Source organism: Glycomyces salinus, assembly GCF_016428645.1.
Lineage (GTDB): Bacteria > Actinomycetota > Actinomycetes > Mycobacteriales > Micromonosporaceae > Glycomyces > Glycomyces salinus.
Window position 1 is genome coordinate 31127 of record NZ_JAELXW010000010.1, and the last position, 15210, is coordinate 46336.

A 15210-nucleotide genomic window follows, 5' to 3' on the forward strand; every position below is an offset into this window, starting at 1 on the left:
GTGGCACCATCGTATCCGCGGGCGGTCAGTGCTGTGCGGTGCGCAGGGCTTCGCGGTGGTTGACGGTGACGGTCCATGCCACCAGGGCGGCGAGGAGGATCGCGGTGACGACGACCGGCTGGGGTGCGAACGCCGCGAGGGCGGCCAGGACGGCGCAGGCCGGGTAGGCCCATCGCAGGGGCACGTCGTCGCGCGGGAGGATTTGGAGCGCCCAGACGCTGAGGATGTAGACGGCCACGGCGATCGTCAACGGCGCGGCGGCGGCCGTGTCGCTGAGGTGGGATTCGCCCTCGACGTTGCCCAGGATCACTTCCAGGCCCGCGCCGACGGCCGCGGCAGATCCGAAGACCACGTAGTGGCCGTAGCCCCAGCGGAACGCCATGCGCAGGTTGGTGAGCAGGTCGTGGGCGGGCCTGTCGAAGTAGAGCCACCACATGGAGAACACGGTCACCAGTCCGGCCACGGCGATCACGAGTACCTGGGTCCGGTCGTGGCCGATCTCCAGGGCGCTGTGGACGCCCATGGTGGCGGCCAGGACGGTCTCGCCCAGGACGATGATCGTCAGCAGGCCGTACCGTTCGGTGATGTGGTGGGCGTGCCAGGTGGTGGGCGCGGCGCGCTCGGCGTGGACCGGGACCGCCATGTCGACGGCGACCAGGACGAGCCAGACGAAGATGAAGGCGGTCCCCTCCACGGTCAGCCCGGCGGTGATCCACAGGAGCTGGACGACGATGAGGCCGACGGCGTAGCGCAGGCAGGTGGTGCGCCGTTCGGGGTCGGAGCGGGCGGCGCGGAACCATTGGGCCACCATCGCCGCGCGGATCACGGAGTATCCGATGATGACTGTCATGAAGTCCTGGTCCTCGAAGGCCGGTTCTACGCCGGCGGCGAGGATGAGCGCGCCGGCCATCTGGACCATGACCGCTATGCGGTAGGGGGTGTCGTCGGTGTCGTAGGCGGAGGCGAACCAGGCGAAGTTGAGCCAGGTCCACCAGATCGCGAAGAACACCATGGCGTAGCCGAGCAGCCCGGACTGCCAGTGGTCTTCGGCCAGGGCGTGGTGGAGGCCGACCGCGGCCTGGGCGATCGCGACGACGAAGACGAGATCGTAGAACAGTTCCAGCGGGGTAGCGGCGCGGTGCTCCTGGTCGGGGCGCCGGGCGAGCATCGGCTTGTACCAGCGCGGCGGCGCCGGGGCATCGGCGGACATGCGGGTCTCCTCGGACTCGGGCGACGACCGGACCCCAGTAGTTCTACCGCACCGCGCGATGGTGCGCGCCGGGAGTGAACGGTAGCGATTGGTCGGGGTGCCGGGTCTGGGTGCGTTGGCGGGAACGGCGCCGGTGCGTGGCCGCTGTACCAACGGCATCGCCGACGGCGAGGGCGAGGCGGGACTTGGCGGCCGCGCCCGGCATCCGGCATCGAATGTCGCCTCCCTCGGGCACGGTTGTGTCGGGGGATTCGCGGCCTCGACATGCCCGGCCGCGGGGCGCGGAGGGGACCGGTTCCCTTGCCGCCGTGCAGGCCCGGCGCGGAACATGAAGGTATTCGCCCCGGTCGGGTGATGCGGACCGGGTCTGGAGGGTGGATAATGGAGATACGCACAGGGATATGGCATTCGATCAGGAGTCGGACAGGTGCAAGCAGACTGCGACAAGCCTCTGGCCGAGCCGGCAACCTGACCGATGCCGAGACCACCGGCCCCCGAGATGAAGAGGGGCACGGGGGTTGCAGTCCCCTGGTGCTATCGGGTCCCGCAGCGTTCTACGCCGAACCCGGCGTGATCGGGTGGGAGACGGCCCGGTCGGGATCACCCCGACCCGGCCGCGAGTGCTCCGAACGAGGCACACCGGACGCGCGGCGCAACGCCGACCATAGCCGGAACCGCGCGACCAACCAGCAAACGCACGCCGAGCTGTTCCGCCTGCGCGGGGTTCGCGCCCGGTCACCTGCGATCTTCTATGCCACTTGGGTTATATAACGATCGTGGTATGTTAGATTCATGCTGTCGATCTTCGAGGTGCTGGCGCTGCCGGTTCGGCGGGACATCGTCGGGCGGTTGCGGCTCGGCCCCAAGACGGTCGGCGAGCTGGCCACCGAGCTGGGCCTGAGCCAGCCGCTCACGTCGAAACATCTTCGGGTCCTCCGGGATTCGGGATTCGTCCGCGTCCGGGCCGACGCCCAGCGACGCTGGTACGAGCTGCGACCGGAGCCGCTTCGCGAGGTCGACGAGTGGCTGGAGCCCTACCGCTGGATGTGGGAGGACCGCCTCGACAGGCTCGGTGACCGGCTCGATGCCATCCGCGACGAAGAGGAGGACCGGTGAACGATCCCGAACTGATCAACGACCGCGCACGACCGGCGATCCGCGTGGAGCGCCATTACGACCATCCGATCGACCGCGTCTGGAGGGCCGTGACCGAGCCTGAGCGCCTGTCGCAGTGGTTCCCGTTCGAGGCCGAGTTCGAGCTGCGCCAGGGCGGGCGGGCCCGATTCGGCGGCGATGAGGGCATGATCGGTGAGGTCCTCGCGGTCGACCCGCCACGGCATCTCGCCTTCACTTGGGAGGGCGACAGGTTCGAGTTCGACCTGCACGAGGAGGCGGGCGGGACGCGGTTCGTCCTCACGCACGGCTTCGACGACCTCCCGGGCGCGGCCAGTTTCGCGACCGGCTGGGAGCAGTGCATGGCCGCCATGGCCGAGGTCATCGTCGGCCGGACGCCGGTGGATCCGGGCCGCGCCGTCGAGCGACACGAGGAGCTGGTGGCGCGCTTCGGCATCGACCGGCCACGGATCGACCGGACCGCCGACGGATGGCGCGCCCGGTTCGAACGGCAGCTGACCTGCCCGGTGCAGACCGCCTGGGACCTGTTCTTCGGCCCCGACCCCGACTCCGGCGAGCGGCGCTCCGCGCCGGGAGTCGGTGAGCGGTTCCGCGCCCCAGAGACGCCGGAAGTCCTACTCGGCACGGTCACCGAGGTCGACGAGCCGAACCTCTTCGCGTTCGCCGTGGCCGAGGAGGAGCCGGGAGACGAACTGCGCCTGCGGTTCGGCGAGGGCACCGGACACGGCGCGCGCCTCATCCTGGAGGTCAGCGGCGGCGACCCGACCGAGCTCGACGCCGCGATCGAGCAGTGGGGCGAGGGCGTCATCGCACACGTGGCCCGGGAGGGAGCCCGACTCGCATTGAAGGAATCCTGACCGCCGGTCTCATCGAGTTCGGCGGGAGGACCGGGGCCGGTGGCCGTATCGCTCCTCGAGCCAGGCCACGGCGAACGCCGTCATCCCCGGCGCGTCCACCAGGACGCTGTCCGCCATGCCGACCTTGCCGCGCCGGCCGGCTCCCGTGTCCAGGTAGTCGGCCACGATGAGCCCGAAGTAGTCCTCATCCGGCCCGGCCACGACCGGATTCCCGGTGTCGAATTCCTCGACCACGCGCCACTCGACACCCCGCGGCGTCGCGATCGGGTACTCGACCTCGATCCGGCGTTTGCCCGGAAGGTCCGCCAGGTGTTCGGCGTGGTGCAGGAGCGTCATCGTGTCCAGGGGTGCTCCGACCATCAGCACTTTTCCTTCGGCGTCCACCAGCCGGGCGAACGGCGAGTCGTCACCGTAGCCGTAGTCCAGCGGGTGGTCCGCGGTGAACTGTTCGGCGCGGGCGCCGAGCGCCGCCACCGACGCCCCGGGGTTGCCGCTGCGGCGGGCCCCCTGCCGAGTGCCGACCGTCGCCGCGATGATCCCGTGGTCGCGGGCCGGGCGGGCCGTCCTCGGGTCGAACGGCGGGACGTGGTCGCGGAATTCGTCTCTGATCCGGCCATCGCCGTCCCAGACGTCGACGCTCAGCTCCCAGTCCTGGTAGCTCAGGAGGGTTCCGGTCCCGCGGACCACGTCCAGCACGGCGTCGACGAGCGTGTCCGGTCCGCCGATGACCGGGCCCACCCGCCCGAACGCGGCGTGGATCATCACTGCGTCGTCCTCGGCCAGGCCGAGCCCGCGCAGGTCGGAGGCCAGGCTCGAACACGTCGACACCTTCGCTTCGGAAGTCGAGTCCATCGACCCATTCTCTTCCGAAGCTCGGCCAGAGGCCAGGCGTTATCGGACCTCAGTTCAGCAGGTTCGGCTGGTCGATCGCCCACCGCCAGGTGCCGTCGGGCTGGCGGCGCGCGACCTCTACGGTGACGGTGCCATCGGCGAGCCGGGCGCCGGTCAGCGCGAGGTCCCCGCTGCGGAGCACCGGCAGCGGCACCCCCGGTTCGAACCGCGGCTCGTCGGCGGTGATCCGCTCGTACACCATCCGGATCTCCACCTGGCCCTTGGCGACGCCTCCGTGCGGGAGCGCGAGCACGGCGTCCGGTTCGTACAGCTCGACCAGGCCGTCCACGTCGCCCGCGTTGAGCCGCTCCAGAACCAGGCGGCCGAGCTCCTCTGGACCTGTTGCCGGTTCTCGCTCCATGGGCGCCCCTGTCTGACTCAGCGGAATGCGGCTCTCAGCAGGCGGTGGGCCGCCGTCCGGTAACCGTTGGCGGCCAAGAGGCCTGCTGGTGCAAGAGCGTAGTCGGCGTCTACGACAGTCTCGGCGTCCTTCGGGGGCCGGAAACCCCCGGAAGTGTGTTCGCACACCGCTTCCCGCAGCCACTTCCGCGCTTTCTCGGGGGCGCGGCGCAGCACTCCCCCGGAGCCGACGACCAGCCCCACGGCCGCCAGGTCCTTGCCGCCTCGCAGCGGCTCGGCGGGGCCGCCGATGCGTTCGCCGCGCGCGTGGCGGCCGACCGCGACCTTGGCCGCGAGCGCGCTGAGTTCGGCGTCGTCGGCGAGCGCTCGGGCGGTCTCGGACCGGAATTCGGGGACCGCGGCGCGGTGGCGGGCGGCCTCGGGCAGTCCGGTGCTCAGTTCGAGGTCGTCGGCCTCGGCGGCCTCGACGATCCCGACGGCGGTGTGCCGGACGCCGAGGTCGCCCTCCACCGTCCTGGAGCGCCAGGCGGTTCCGGCGACCTCGGCCCTCGGTCCGCTCAGTTCGGCGTCCGGGGTGAGCACCGAGTACACGTCGGTGGTCGCGCCGCCGACGTCGACCACGAGCAGGTCCCGTCCGAGCAGGTCGGCGAGGGCTTCGACTCCGGTCAGCACCGCGTCGGGGGTCGCGGCCTTGACCAGCTCGGTGAAGCCCTCGCGGGCTGAGAGGTGCTTTCCGGCGATCACGTGCCGCAGGAAGACCTCTCTGAGCGCGGTCCTGGCCGGGACCGGGTTGAGGGCGCCGATGCGCGGCAGGACGTTCTCCACGCAGGTCACCGCGAAGCCCGCTTCGGTCAGGAGGGTGCGGATGTCGTCGGTGGCCTCGCGGTTGCCCGCGAACACCACCGGGGCGCGGATGGCCGTGGCGGCCAGGGCCTCGGCGTGGGCGTGCAGCGCCGTCCGGTCGCCGCCGTCGGTGCCGCCGGCCAGCAGCAGCACGTCCGGTCGGGCCTCGGCCATGGCGCGCCAGTCGGCCTCGCCCATGTCTCCGGCGCACACGTGGACCACCTTGGCGCCGGCCGAGAGCCCGGCCCGGTAGGCGGCCCTGGCGGTCACCAGCGGCTCGTTGCCGACCACGCCCAGGCGCAGGCCGCCGCCGGCCGAGGAGCACACCAGGGTCCGGGCAGCCGTCGCCCCTTCGGGGAGCGCGTCCGCGACGGCCGCGCCGAGGCCGTCCATGACGTCGGTCTCCAACGTGGTCGGGTGCGAGGCGGTGCCTCGGAGCGCGCCGGTCTCGGCGTCGACGGCGGCGGCCTTGGTGTAGGTCGAGCCGACGTCGACGCAGACGACGACCTCGTTCACGGCACCACGACCGTGCCGGTCGCGGTCGTGGCCACGATCGGCTCGGTCAGGACCGCGGCGGCCGATTCTCCTCGTCCGGGCTCGGCGCGGCAGACGACGGCGAGGGTGAACTCGATGGTCCTGGAGCGGTTGCCGGTGCGAGTGACCGTCCCGGTCGCCTCCACTACGTCCCCGGCTCTGATCGCGGCCTTGAACTGGACGTCGGCGTAGGAGGCGAACAGGCCCTCGTCGCCGTCGGTGCGGACGCAGATCTCGGTGGCGACGTCGCCGAACATGGCGAGCGCGTAGGCGCCGTCGACCAGGTCGCCGCCGTAGTGGGCGTGGCTGTAGGGGATGTAGCGGCGGTGGGTGACGGTGGTGCCGTCGTGCCGGCCTTGCTGCGCTGCGCTCATGCGGGCTCCTCGCTGGGTGCGGCGGTGACGATGCGGTGGACGAGGTAGGAGGCGACGTCGGAGGGCGTGGTGCCGCGCGAGAAGATCCGGTCGACGCCGAGTTCGGCGGCCGAGTTCTCGTCGAAGCGGGGGCCGCCGACGACCAGGAGCGGTCGTCTTCCGGGCGGGAGCGCCTCGCGGAAGGCCGCCGACATCTCGCGGGTGTTGTGCAGGTGGGCGTCCTTCTGGGTGACGACCTGGCTGACCAGGACCGCGTCGGCTTCCTCGTCGACGGCCCGGTTGACCAGGTCGGGGACGGCGACCTGGGCACCGAGGTTGACCACGCGCAGCTCGCGGTAGTACTCCAGGCCCTTCTCCCCCGCCACGCCCTTGATGTTGAGGATGGCGTCGATGCCGACGGTGTGGGCGTCGGTGCCGATGCAGGCGCCGACGACGCAGAGCTTGCGGCCGAGCTTCTCCTTGACGGCCTCGTTGACCTCCTTGGGGTTGAGCAGCGGGTAGTCGCGTTCGACGACTTTGACTTCGTCGAGGTTGATCAGGTGGGTGGCCGCGCCGTAGACCACGAAGAATGTGTGCGCCTCTCCGATGGGTTTGGCGTGGACGAGCATGGCCGCGTCGATGCCCATCTTGGAGGCCAGTTGGAGGGCGGCTCCTTCGGCGCGCTTGTCATGCGGGACCGGGAGGGTGAAGGAGAGCTGCACCATGCCGTCGCCGGTGGTGTCGCCGTAGGGGCGGACGATGCGGGTCATGCGGCATCGCCTCCGTCGAGGGCTTCGACGGCCGGGTTGTAGTAGTCCTCGGCCCGTTCGGCGACGCCTTCGAGGCCGCGTCCGCCGTCCGGCGGTCGTTTCATGATGCCGAAGGTGCCGTCGGCGATGGCGTCGAGCAGTCCGTCGTCGACGATCTTCCCGAGCAGGTCGACCGCCTCGCCCAGGACCTCGTTCGCGCGGCGGGCGATGAAGCCGTCAGCGGGAGGGTGGAAGTCCTCGGTGAGTCCTCCGGCGGCGTCGAGGACGTAGCGGACGTTCTGGAGTGCGATGTCGCGGTCGGACAGCCAGGGGGTGACGACCGCTTCGGTCATCATGCCGACCAGGAGGATGGACTGGCCTGTCATGACGCCGGCGAGGTTGAAGAAGCCGTCGAGGAGGTTGCCGCGGAAGACGTCGCCGGTCATGTGGCGGGTCGGCGGCATCCACTTCAGGGGCGCGTCTGGGAACAGCTGGCGCGCCAGGAGCGCGTGGGCCAGTTCCAGGCGGAACGACTGCGGCACTTCGGGGTTGATCTCGAAGGCGTGGCCGAGGCCGAGGAGTCCGTCGGGCAGTCCGGCCTCGTGCGCGAAGTATTCGTTGAGCAGTTGGGAGACGGTGACGGTGTGGGCGGCCTCGACGGCGTCGGCGGTGGTGAGGTAGTTGTCCTCGCCGGTGTTGATGATGATGCCGGCGCGGGCGTGGATCTGGCGGCTGAAGCGCTGGTCGACGAAGGTGCGGACGGGGTTGATGTCGCGGAAGAGGATGCCGTACATGCAGTCGTTGAGCATCATGTCGAGCCGGTTCATCCCGGCGAGCGCGGCGATCTCGGGCATGCACAGGCCCGAGGCGTAGTTGCACAGGCGCACGTACCGGCCGACCTCGCGGGAGGTCTCGTCGAGGGCGGCGCGCATGAGCCGGAAGTTCTCGCCAGTGGCGTAGGTCCCGGCGAAGCCTTCGCGGGTGGCGCCTTCGGGGACGTAGTCGAGCAGGGACTGGCCGGTGGAGCGGATGACGGCGATGATGTCGGCTCCGGCGCGGGCGGCGGCCTGGGCCTGCGGGATGTCCTCGTAGATGTCCCCGGTGGCGACGATGAGGTAGATCCAGGGGCGCTGGGGCGGGTCGCCGATGGTGTCGACCATGTCGGACCTGGTGCGTCGCTGGGCGTCGATCCGGTCGAAGCCGGAGGCGACGGCGGCTCGGGCGAGGTTCCGGGCAGTCGTGCGGGCGGTGCCGGTGGGCGGTTCGAATTCGACGCCTCCGGCGGCGCTCGCGTGGGCCAGGCGGGTCAGGTCGGGGTGGTCGCCCGCGGCGAGCGCGGCGAAGACGGGGAGGGCGACGCCGTGTTCGAGGCCGGTCTGCTCGGCGACGGCGTCGACGAGGCGGTTGACCCAGGGGATGCCTTCGGGGTCGGCGCCGGTGAGTCCGGCCAGGCGGAGGGTGGCGCGCTCGACCGAGACGGTGGTGTGGCCGCGGGCCATGTCGACCACGGGGCCGGCGGCGCGTTCGGCGAGGCTTCGGGCGCGGGCGACCTGGTCGGGGTCGAGCCTCAGCAGGGGCGCGGCGCTCATGCGGTCACCTCCGTGCGGTCGGCGAAGAGGTCTTTCAGGCCGGGGTTGTCGCGCATCAGGCCGAGTGCGTAATCGGCGTGGCCGGGGACGTAGCCGTTGCCGATGAGCATCTCGACGTCGGCGGCCAGGCCCTCGGCGCCGAGGGCGGCTGCCGGGAAGGAGGTGGCCATGGAGAAGAAGACGACGGTGCCGTGGGAGGCGGTGGAGAGGATGGCGCCGTGTTCGCAGCCGGGGACGTCGACGCAGACGACGGTGACGTCGGCGCCGCGGCCGTCGAGGGCGGCGATGACGGTCTCGGCGAGGCCGAGGGGGTCGGTCGCGTCGGCCACGGCGGTGTGGTCGGCCAGGCCGGACCGCTCCAGGCGGTCGGCTTCGGCTTCGTCGCGGACGATGCCGAGGACGGTGGCGGCGTGGGCGTCGCGGGCGGCGGCCAGGGACAGGGAGCCGGACTTGCCGGCGGCGCCGAGGACGGCGACGGTGCTGGTCGCGTGGGTGCGGCGGGCGACGACGCGGCGGACGAGGGCGGGGGCGCCGCAGACGTCGAAGACGGCCAGGGCGACCGGTTCGGGGAGGTCGTCGGGGAGGACGGCGGCGATGGAGCGGGCGAAGAGGATGGCGGTGCCGGTGGTGGGGATCTGCTCGGTGAGGCCGTCCCAGTGGGCCAGGTCGTCGTCGATGCGGAGCGGGGTGAGGGTCAGGGAGACGAGGGTGGCGATCTTCTGTCCGGGACGCAGGCCGAGGGGCGAGCGGGGTCCGACGGCCTCGACGGTGCCGATGAGCATGCCGCCGGAGCCGGTGGCGGGGTTGTGCATCTTGCCGCGTTCGGCGATGATGCCGCGGACGGTCTCCCGGATGGCCGCTCCGTCGCCGCCGTGGGCGGTGCTGAGCTGCCGGAAGGAGGCGGCGTCGAGGTTGAGGCGCTCGACGCGGACGCGTACTTCGTCGTCTTCTATGTCGGGTGTGGCGTCGAGCCGGTCGGCCGCTTGTGGCAGGACTCCGGCCGGGCTGACGACTCGGTGCGATCCGACCGGTGAGCCTGTCGACATCGTTGCCGCCCTTCAGGTTGTGAAGAATTCTCTATATCTCGGTATGTGAGATCTAGCCAACAACTGTAACTGAAGGTTATCCTCGTCACAAGACGGGTATCCGCCGTCCTGAAGCTTCCCCGGGGCAACATCCCGGGCAAGGAGGTACAGAACGTGTCCGACCGACCGATCGGTGACCAACCGACCAGCCTGATCGAGCAGCCGTACCAGTACCAGCGCCGCACCCTCGTCGAGCCGGACTGGACCCGGTTCCCCGGGTGGCGGGACGCGACCGCCGAGGAATGGGCCACCGCCCAATGGCAGCGCGCGCACTGCGTCAAGAGCATCGGGCAGCTCCGCGCCGTCATGGGCGACCGGCTGCACGAGGACTTCTACGACGACCTCGAGGCCGACATGAGCACCTCGGCGACGATGTCGATGCTGCTGCCTCCGCAGATGCTCAACACGATGGCCCCCGACGCCGACGAGACCGCCCCCGGCTCGTGGACCGACGCCTTCTACGCCGACCCGGTGCGCCGCTACATGCTCCCGGTCGCCTCCGACCGCCGCGACGACTGGCCCTCCCACCCGTTCGCGACGCGCGACTCCCTCCACGAGCACGACATGTGGGCCGTGGAGGGCCTCACCCACCGCTACCCCACCAAGGTTCTCGCCGAACTGCTCTCGACCTGCCCCCAGTACTGCGGCCACTGCACCCGCATGGACCTGGTCGGCAAGTCCACGCCCGCGGTCGACAAGCGCCGCCTGGCGCTCAAGCCGGTCGACCGGCAGACCGCCATCCTCGACTACCTGCGCGCCCACGAGGGCGTGCGGGACGTGGTCGTCTCCGGCGGCGACGTCGCCAACCTGCCGTGGCACCAGCTCGAGCGGTTCCTGGACGCGCTGCTGGAGATCGAGACCATCCGCGACATCCGGCTGGCCACCAAGGCGCTCATGGGCCTGCCGCAGCACTGGCTCCAAGACGAGATCGTCGACGGCATGGGCCGGGTCGCCAAGCGGGCCGCCGAACAGGGCGTCAACCTGGCGATCCACACCCACATCAACCACGTGAACTCGGTGACCCCGGCCGTGGCGGCCGCGGCGGCGGCGATGCTGGACGCGGGCGTGCGGGACGTGCGCAACCAGGGCGTGCTCATGCGCGGGGTCAACGACTCCCCCGAGGCCCTGCTGGACCTGTGCTTCGCCATGCAGGGCGAGGCCGGCATCCTGCCGTACTACTTCTACATGTGCGACATGATCCCCAACTCCGAGCACTGGCGCACCTCGGTGGCCGCCGCCCAGGACCTCCAGCACGCCATCATGGGCTACCTGCCCGGCTACGCCACCCCCAGGATCATCTGCGACGTGCCGATGGTCGGCAAGCGCTGGGTCCACCAGCTGTCCGAATACGACCGGGAGCTGGGCATCTCCTACTGGACCAAGAACTACCGGACCAGCATCGAGGCCGACGAGCCCGACGCGCTCACCCGGCGCTACCCGTTCTACGACCCGATCGACTCCCTGCCGAAGGCCGGCCAGGAGTGGTGGCGGAACATGCACCCGCCCGAGCGGACCAGGGAGGCCGGCGACGCGGCGGCCGTCCGGTCCCGGCGGGCCAGCGAGCGCGAACAGCACAGCGAGGTCTGAGCATGTCGACCGTCATCACCGTCGCCACCACCGGCGCCGAGGTCGACAAGCGACGCGTCCCGGCCCTGCCGGTGACGCTCGACGAGCTGGTCGGCACCGCCGTCGAATGCGAGAGGCGGGGCGCCTCGGTCGTCCACGTCCACATCCGCGGCGAGGACGCCGAGCCCACGCTCGACCTGGGGCGGCTGCGCGAGACCGTCGCGGCGCTGCGGGAGTCGACCGGCCTGGTCGTGCAGCTGTCGACCGGCGGCGCGGTCGCCGATCCCGAACAGGACCGCCTGAGGGTCCTCGATGCCGAACCCGACATGGCCTCCTGCACGATGGGGACGGTCAACTTCGGCGACGACGTGTTCATGAACCGTCCGGCGTTCATCGCGGAGCTCCACGAGCGGATGCGGGAGCGGCGGATCGTGCCCGAGTACGAGCTGTTCGACCTCGGGCACCTCCCGGCGCTGGGGCGGCTGCTGGACGAGCGCGGGCTGCCGTTCGGCGGCCACGTGCACGTGGACTTCGTGCTCGGCGTGCCCGGCGGCGCGGCCGGGGACGCCTCGACGGTGACGGCCTTCGCCGAGGCGGTGCGGCGGTACCTGCCGGAGGGGACGACCTTCTCGGCCACCGGCATCGGGCGCACCACGCTGCCGGTCATGTTCGCGTCCCTGGCCCACGGGGGCCACCTTCGGGTGGGCATGGAGGACACGACCTCGTTCGCGAGGAGGCAGCCGGTCACCGGCAACCCGCAGCTGGTCGAGCGCGCCGCCGAGGCGGCCGCGCTGGCCCAGCGCCCGGCGATGACGGCCGCGGAGGCCCGCAAGCTGCTGTGCGTCCGCGACTCCGGTTGAGGCGCCGGACCGGCCCGTCGCTATGACTCCAGGTCGCGTTCGTAGCGGCGGGTCGGGACGTCGACCTTGCCGCCGGGTATCTCGGCGCGGTACTCGAACGGCCCGGTGTCGCTCCAGCCGGCCCGTTCGTAGAACGCCCGCGCCCTCGCGTTGCCCTCGACGACCGCGAGCCACGCCCGCCGGTGGCCCGAGCCGCGGATGATCGCCTCGGCGTCGCGCAGCAGTTCCAGGGCCACCCCGGTGCCGCGCGCCGAGCGGTCGACGAAGACCTGCTCCACCTCGTCGCCATCCACAGTGGTGAAACCGAGGATCGCGCCGTCGCCCTCGGCGACCCGCGTGGTCGCGATGCGGGCCTGGACTCGCGGCAGGAAAGAGCCGCCGGTGCGGTACTCGTAGAGCTCGTCGGGCACGTGCCCGACGTGGCCGTCGCCCCAGCCCTCGTGCCAGATCTCGGCGATGCGCGCCGCGTCCTCCGGTCGGGCCGACCGGATCCTCCCGTTGAATTCCACGCCCTACAGGCTACGAGTCCCCCGACGCCGCAGCGTCACCGCGGCCGCCGCCGCGCAGGCGAGGACGACGGCGGCCCCGACGAGCGCGGCGAGGCCGAACCCGTCGGTGTAGGCGGCGAACGCCTGCTCCCGGAGTGCGTCCGCGGCCTCGCCGGGCTGGTTCGCGGCCTCGGTGACGGCCCCGGCGACCGTGTCGGAGGCGCCGTCGAAGCCCGCGTCGAACACGGCGGTCGCGACGGTGCCGAGAGCGGCGATGCCGAGCGCGGCCCCGAGTTCCTGCCCGGTCTCGGAGATCCCGGCCGCCGCCCCGGCCCGCTCGGGCGGCGCGGCCCCGAGCACGAGGGTGTTCGCCAGGGTGCCGACGACGCCGGTCCCGAGCGTCAGCAGGGAGTATCCGGCGATCACCCACGGCAGGGGCGTGTCCGGTCCGACCTGGCCGAGCGAGGTGAAGCCGGCGGCCACGACGGTCAGTCCGCCGCCGATGCCGACCGCGGGGCTCAGGCGCACGACGGACGCGACGGCGGCGCCGATGAAGGTGCCCGCGAAGGTCGGCAGGGCCCACAGCGCGGCATCCAGGGGGCTGAGTCCGTGCACGGTCTGGAGGAGGGTGAAGGCCAGCAGGCCGATGCCCGCGGCGGCGAACGCGACGGCGGTGACGGCCGCGACCGAGCCGGTGAAGGCCCGGATTCGGAACAGGGAGAGGTCGATCAGCGGGTGGGCGGCGCGGCGCTGGCGGTGCGCGAACAGCCCCACCCCGACCGCTCCGACGATCGCCGCGGCGGCGAAGTGGCCGTCGGGGCCGTATTCGACCAGGTGCTTGACCGCGTAGACGGAAGAAACGATCGCGATCAGGGAGATTGCCGCGCCCGGGAGGTCGAAGCCCGCGGCGGCGGGGTCCTTCGATTCGGGGATGAGGAACGGGACGGTGGCGAGCAGGAGCGCCATGACCGGGATGTTGATCAGGAACACCGAGCCCCACCAGAAGCGCTCGAGCAGGACGCCGCCGACGATCGGTCCGGCGACCGCGCCGCCGGTGAAGGCGACGGTCCAGGCGCCTACGGCGAGGCGCCGGGCGCGTTCGGCGGTGAACAGGCCGCGGATGATCGAGAGCGTCGAGGGCGCGAGGGTCGCGGCGCCGATGCCGAGCAGGGCCCGCGCCGCGATGAAGGCCACGGGGTCCGAGGCGAGCATGATCGCGGCCGAGGCGGCGCCGAACAGGATCGATCCGGTCAGGAGCAGCCGCTTGCGGCCGAAGCGGTCGCCGAGTCCGCCCATGGTGATGAGCAGGCCGGCCATGACGAAGCCGTAGACGTCCATCATCCACAGCCACTGGGCGGCCGAGGGGGCCAGATCCGCGGTGATCGCCGGCGAGGCGACGAAGAGGATCGAGATGTCCATCGAGACCAGCAGGGCCGGGAGCAGCAGGAACGGGAGTCCGATCCAGTTTCGGGAGGTCCGCTGCCGCACGGGAGGCGTAGTAGTCATGGACTTGATTGTACGTACGTCAAAATCACTCTGTAAGACTGACGTACGTTCAAGGCGGTTAGGATCCTTCCATGAGCCAACGCGAGGACCTCCTGGAGGGCGCGAAGCGCTGCCTGATCGAGAAGGGATACCGGCGCACGACCGCGCGCGACATCGTCACGGCCTCGGGGGCCCACCTGGCCTCGATCGGCTACCACTTCGGGTCGAAGGACCGGCTGATGAACACCGCGGTGCTCGAACTCAGCAGCGAGTGGGGCGACCGGCTGGAGCAGCGGATGCGGGCCGCCGCGCCCTCCGGTCCGGCGCAGCGGATCGAACTGCTCGTCCAGGCCGTGGTCGAATCGGGGCCCGAGGAGCGCGATCTGATGGTCGCGAGCCTGTACGCCTACGCCGAGGTGCAGTTCGACGAGCGGATGCGGGCCGAGCTGGCCGCGCAGATGCGCGAGGCGCGGACGGTGATGGCCGCGATCGTGCTCGGCGTCCCCGAGTCCGAGGCCGACGACGAGCGCGGGCAGGCGCTCGGCGCCGCCGTCTACGCCCTCCTGACCGGGCACCTGGTCCAGGCGCTGGCCGACCCGGGTGCGATCCCCCCGGCCGGGCGCGTGCTGGACGCCCTGGGGGCGGTCCTCTCGGAGCCGGCGGCGGACTGAGCGGGCTCAGCGGGGTTTGCGCAGGGACCGTTCGATGTTGGCGGACATGACCGACAGGACCCGGATGGTCTCGGCGTACTCCTCGGCGCTCAGCCCGGCCATGATGGTGGCCCTGGTGCGGTCGATGCGGGCGGCCACCTCCCGGTATGCCTCGTAGCCGTCGTCGCTCAGGCTCAGCAGCAGCGGGCCGCGCTTGACCCAGCCGCAGGTGACCAGGCCGTCGCGGCCGTCGAGGATCGTCTCCAGGGTCGGGCCGTCGCCCTCCCAGAACGGTTCGAGGGCCAGGTCCAGCTCGTCGGGCGTGCGCGCGCCGCCGTAGAGGACGTTGAGCACCTGCCAGTGCCGTCTCCCCATGTCCAGGTCGGCGAGCGCGGCCTCGAACTGCCGCTCCATCAGGTTGTGGAGGTGTTTGAGCCAGTAGCCGATGGGTTTGGGGGTGTCCATGCGATCACGGTATCCGAGGAGTCTTCGAGGATCTGGAGCGGCCGGAGGAGACCGGACTTTTCCGACGGCCGGTGCACTCGATCGGGTCGGG

16 protein-coding genes are annotated in these 15210 nt (G+C 71.4%); 5 read left to right on the plus strand and 11 right to left on the minus strand.

Annotated features, from left to right (window positions below):
• Positions 1-25 precede the first annotated feature (25 nt).
• Positions 26-1210: a low temperature requirement protein A gene (locus tag JFB92_RS03985; RefSeq protein ID WP_199035095.1), complete on the minus strand. Its 1185-nt coding sequence runs from the start codon at positions 1208-1210 to the stop codon at positions 26-28.
• Between the two features lie 792 nt (positions 1211-2002).
• Here JFB92_RS03985 and JFB92_RS03990 point away from each other — a divergent pair.
• Together JFB92_RS03990 and JFB92_RS03995 are read left to right on the plus strand one after the other, a co-directional pair.
• Complete coding sequence (locus JFB92_RS03990) at positions 2003-2326, plus strand: ArsR/SmtB family transcription factor (protein ID WP_199035097.1); 324 nt, start codon at positions 2003-2005, stop codon at positions 2324-2326.
• Complete coding sequence (locus tag JFB92_RS03995) at positions 2323-3201, plus strand: SRPBCC family protein (RefSeq protein ID WP_199035105.1); 879 nt, start codon at positions 2323-2325, stop codon at positions 3199-3201. Before JFB92_RS03990 ends, JFB92_RS03995 begins: the two co-directional genes overlap by 4 nt.
• Positions 3202-3210: 9 nt before the next feature.
• Here the strand turns inward: JFB92_RS03995 and aac(3) are convergent, their stop codons facing one another.
• From aac(3) to kdd, 7 genes are read right to left on the minus strand one after another with little or no spacing between them, the layout of a single operon-like run.
• Entirely contained in the window at positions 3211-4053 is an 843-nt protein-coding gene (aac(3), locus tag JFB92_RS04000; protein ID WP_199035107.1) for an aminoglycoside 3-N-acetyltransferase, read from the minus strand.
• Between the two features lie 49 nt (positions 4054-4102).
• Positions 4103-4453 (minus strand): YybH family protein, encoded by a 351-nt coding sequence (locus JFB92_RS04005; RefSeq protein ID WP_199035109.1) that lies wholly within the window; start codon positions 4451-4453, stop codon positions 4103-4105.
• A gap of 17 nt (positions 4454-4470) precedes the next feature.
• Complete coding sequence (locus tag JFB92_RS04010) at positions 4471-5811, minus strand: glutamate mutase L (protein WP_199035111.1); 1341 nt, start codon at positions 5809-5811, stop codon at positions 4471-4473.
• The gene (gene kal, locus JFB92_RS04015) at positions 5808-6203 is read right to left on the minus strand and encodes a 3-aminobutyryl-CoA ammonia lyase (RefSeq protein WP_199035113.1); all 396 of its coding nucleotides are present in this window, start codon (positions 6201-6203) and stop codon (positions 5808-5810) included. Before kal ends, JFB92_RS04010 begins: the two co-directional genes overlap by 4 nt.
• Positions 6200-6952, minus strand: coding sequence for a lysine 5,6-aminomutase subunit beta (gene kamE / locus JFB92_RS04020; RefSeq protein ID WP_199035115.1), 753 nt, complete (start codon positions 6950-6952; stop codon positions 6200-6202). Before kamE ends, kal begins: the two co-directional genes overlap by 4 nt.
• Positions 6949-8520, minus strand: coding sequence for a lysine 5,6-aminomutase subunit alpha (gene kamD / locus JFB92_RS04025; protein WP_199035117.1), 1572 nt, complete (start codon positions 8518-8520; stop codon positions 6949-6951). The genes kamE and kamD overlap by 4 nt, the downstream gene beginning before the upstream one ends.
• Positions 8517-9566 carry an L-erythro-3,5-diaminohexanoate dehydrogenase gene (kdd, locus tag JFB92_RS04030; protein ID WP_199035119.1) on the minus strand — a complete coding sequence of 350 codons (1050 nt, stop codon included), beginning with the start codon at positions 9564-9566 and terminating at the stop codon, positions 8517-8519. The genes kamD and kdd overlap by 4 nt, the downstream gene beginning before the upstream one ends.
• Before the next feature lie 153 nt (positions 9567-9719).
• Here kdd and JFB92_RS04035 point away from each other — a divergent pair, with 153 nt between their 5' ends.
• Both JFB92_RS04035 and JFB92_RS04040 read left to right on the plus strand, forming a co-directional pair.
• Positions 9720-11192: a KamA family radical SAM protein gene (locus JFB92_RS04035; protein WP_307789011.1), complete on the plus strand. Its 1473-nt coding sequence runs from the start codon at positions 9720-9722 to the stop codon at positions 11190-11192.
• 2 nt (positions 11193-11194) lie between these two features.
• A complete protein-coding gene (locus tag JFB92_RS04040; RefSeq protein ID WP_199035121.1) occupies positions 11195-12031 on the plus strand; it encodes a beta-keto acid cleavage family enzyme in 837 nt (278 codons plus the stop codon).
• Positions 12032-12051: 20 nt separating this feature from the next.
• On the opposite strand, the gene JFB92_RS04045 is transcribed toward JFB92_RS04040, so the two are convergent.
• Both JFB92_RS04045 and JFB92_RS04050 read right to left on the minus strand, forming a co-directional pair.
• Positions 12052-12540, minus strand: coding sequence for a GNAT family N-acetyltransferase (locus JFB92_RS04045; RefSeq protein WP_199035123.1), 489 nt, complete (start codon positions 12538-12540; stop codon positions 12052-12054).
• 3 nt (positions 12541-12543) lie between these two features.
• Complete coding sequence (locus tag JFB92_RS04050) at positions 12544-14025, minus strand: MFS transporter (RefSeq protein ID WP_199035125.1); 1482 nt, start codon at positions 14023-14025, stop codon at positions 12544-12546.
• Between the two features lie 71 nt (positions 14026-14096).
• Between JFB92_RS04050 and JFB92_RS04055 the strand changes: the two genes are divergently transcribed.
• Entirely contained in the window at positions 14097-14675 is a 579-nt protein-coding gene (locus tag JFB92_RS04055) for a TetR/AcrR family transcriptional regulator (protein WP_199035127.1), read from the plus strand.
• A 6-nt stretch (positions 14676-14681) separates the two neighbouring features.
• Here JFB92_RS04055 and JFB92_RS04060 read toward each other — a convergent pair whose 3' ends face one another.
• Positions 14682-15119, minus strand: a complete 438-nt coding sequence (locus tag JFB92_RS04060) for a MarR family winged helix-turn-helix transcriptional regulator (protein ID WP_199035129.1) — start codon at positions 15117-15119, stop codon at positions 14682-14684.
• Between the last annotated feature and the right edge of the window lie 91 nt (positions 15120-15210).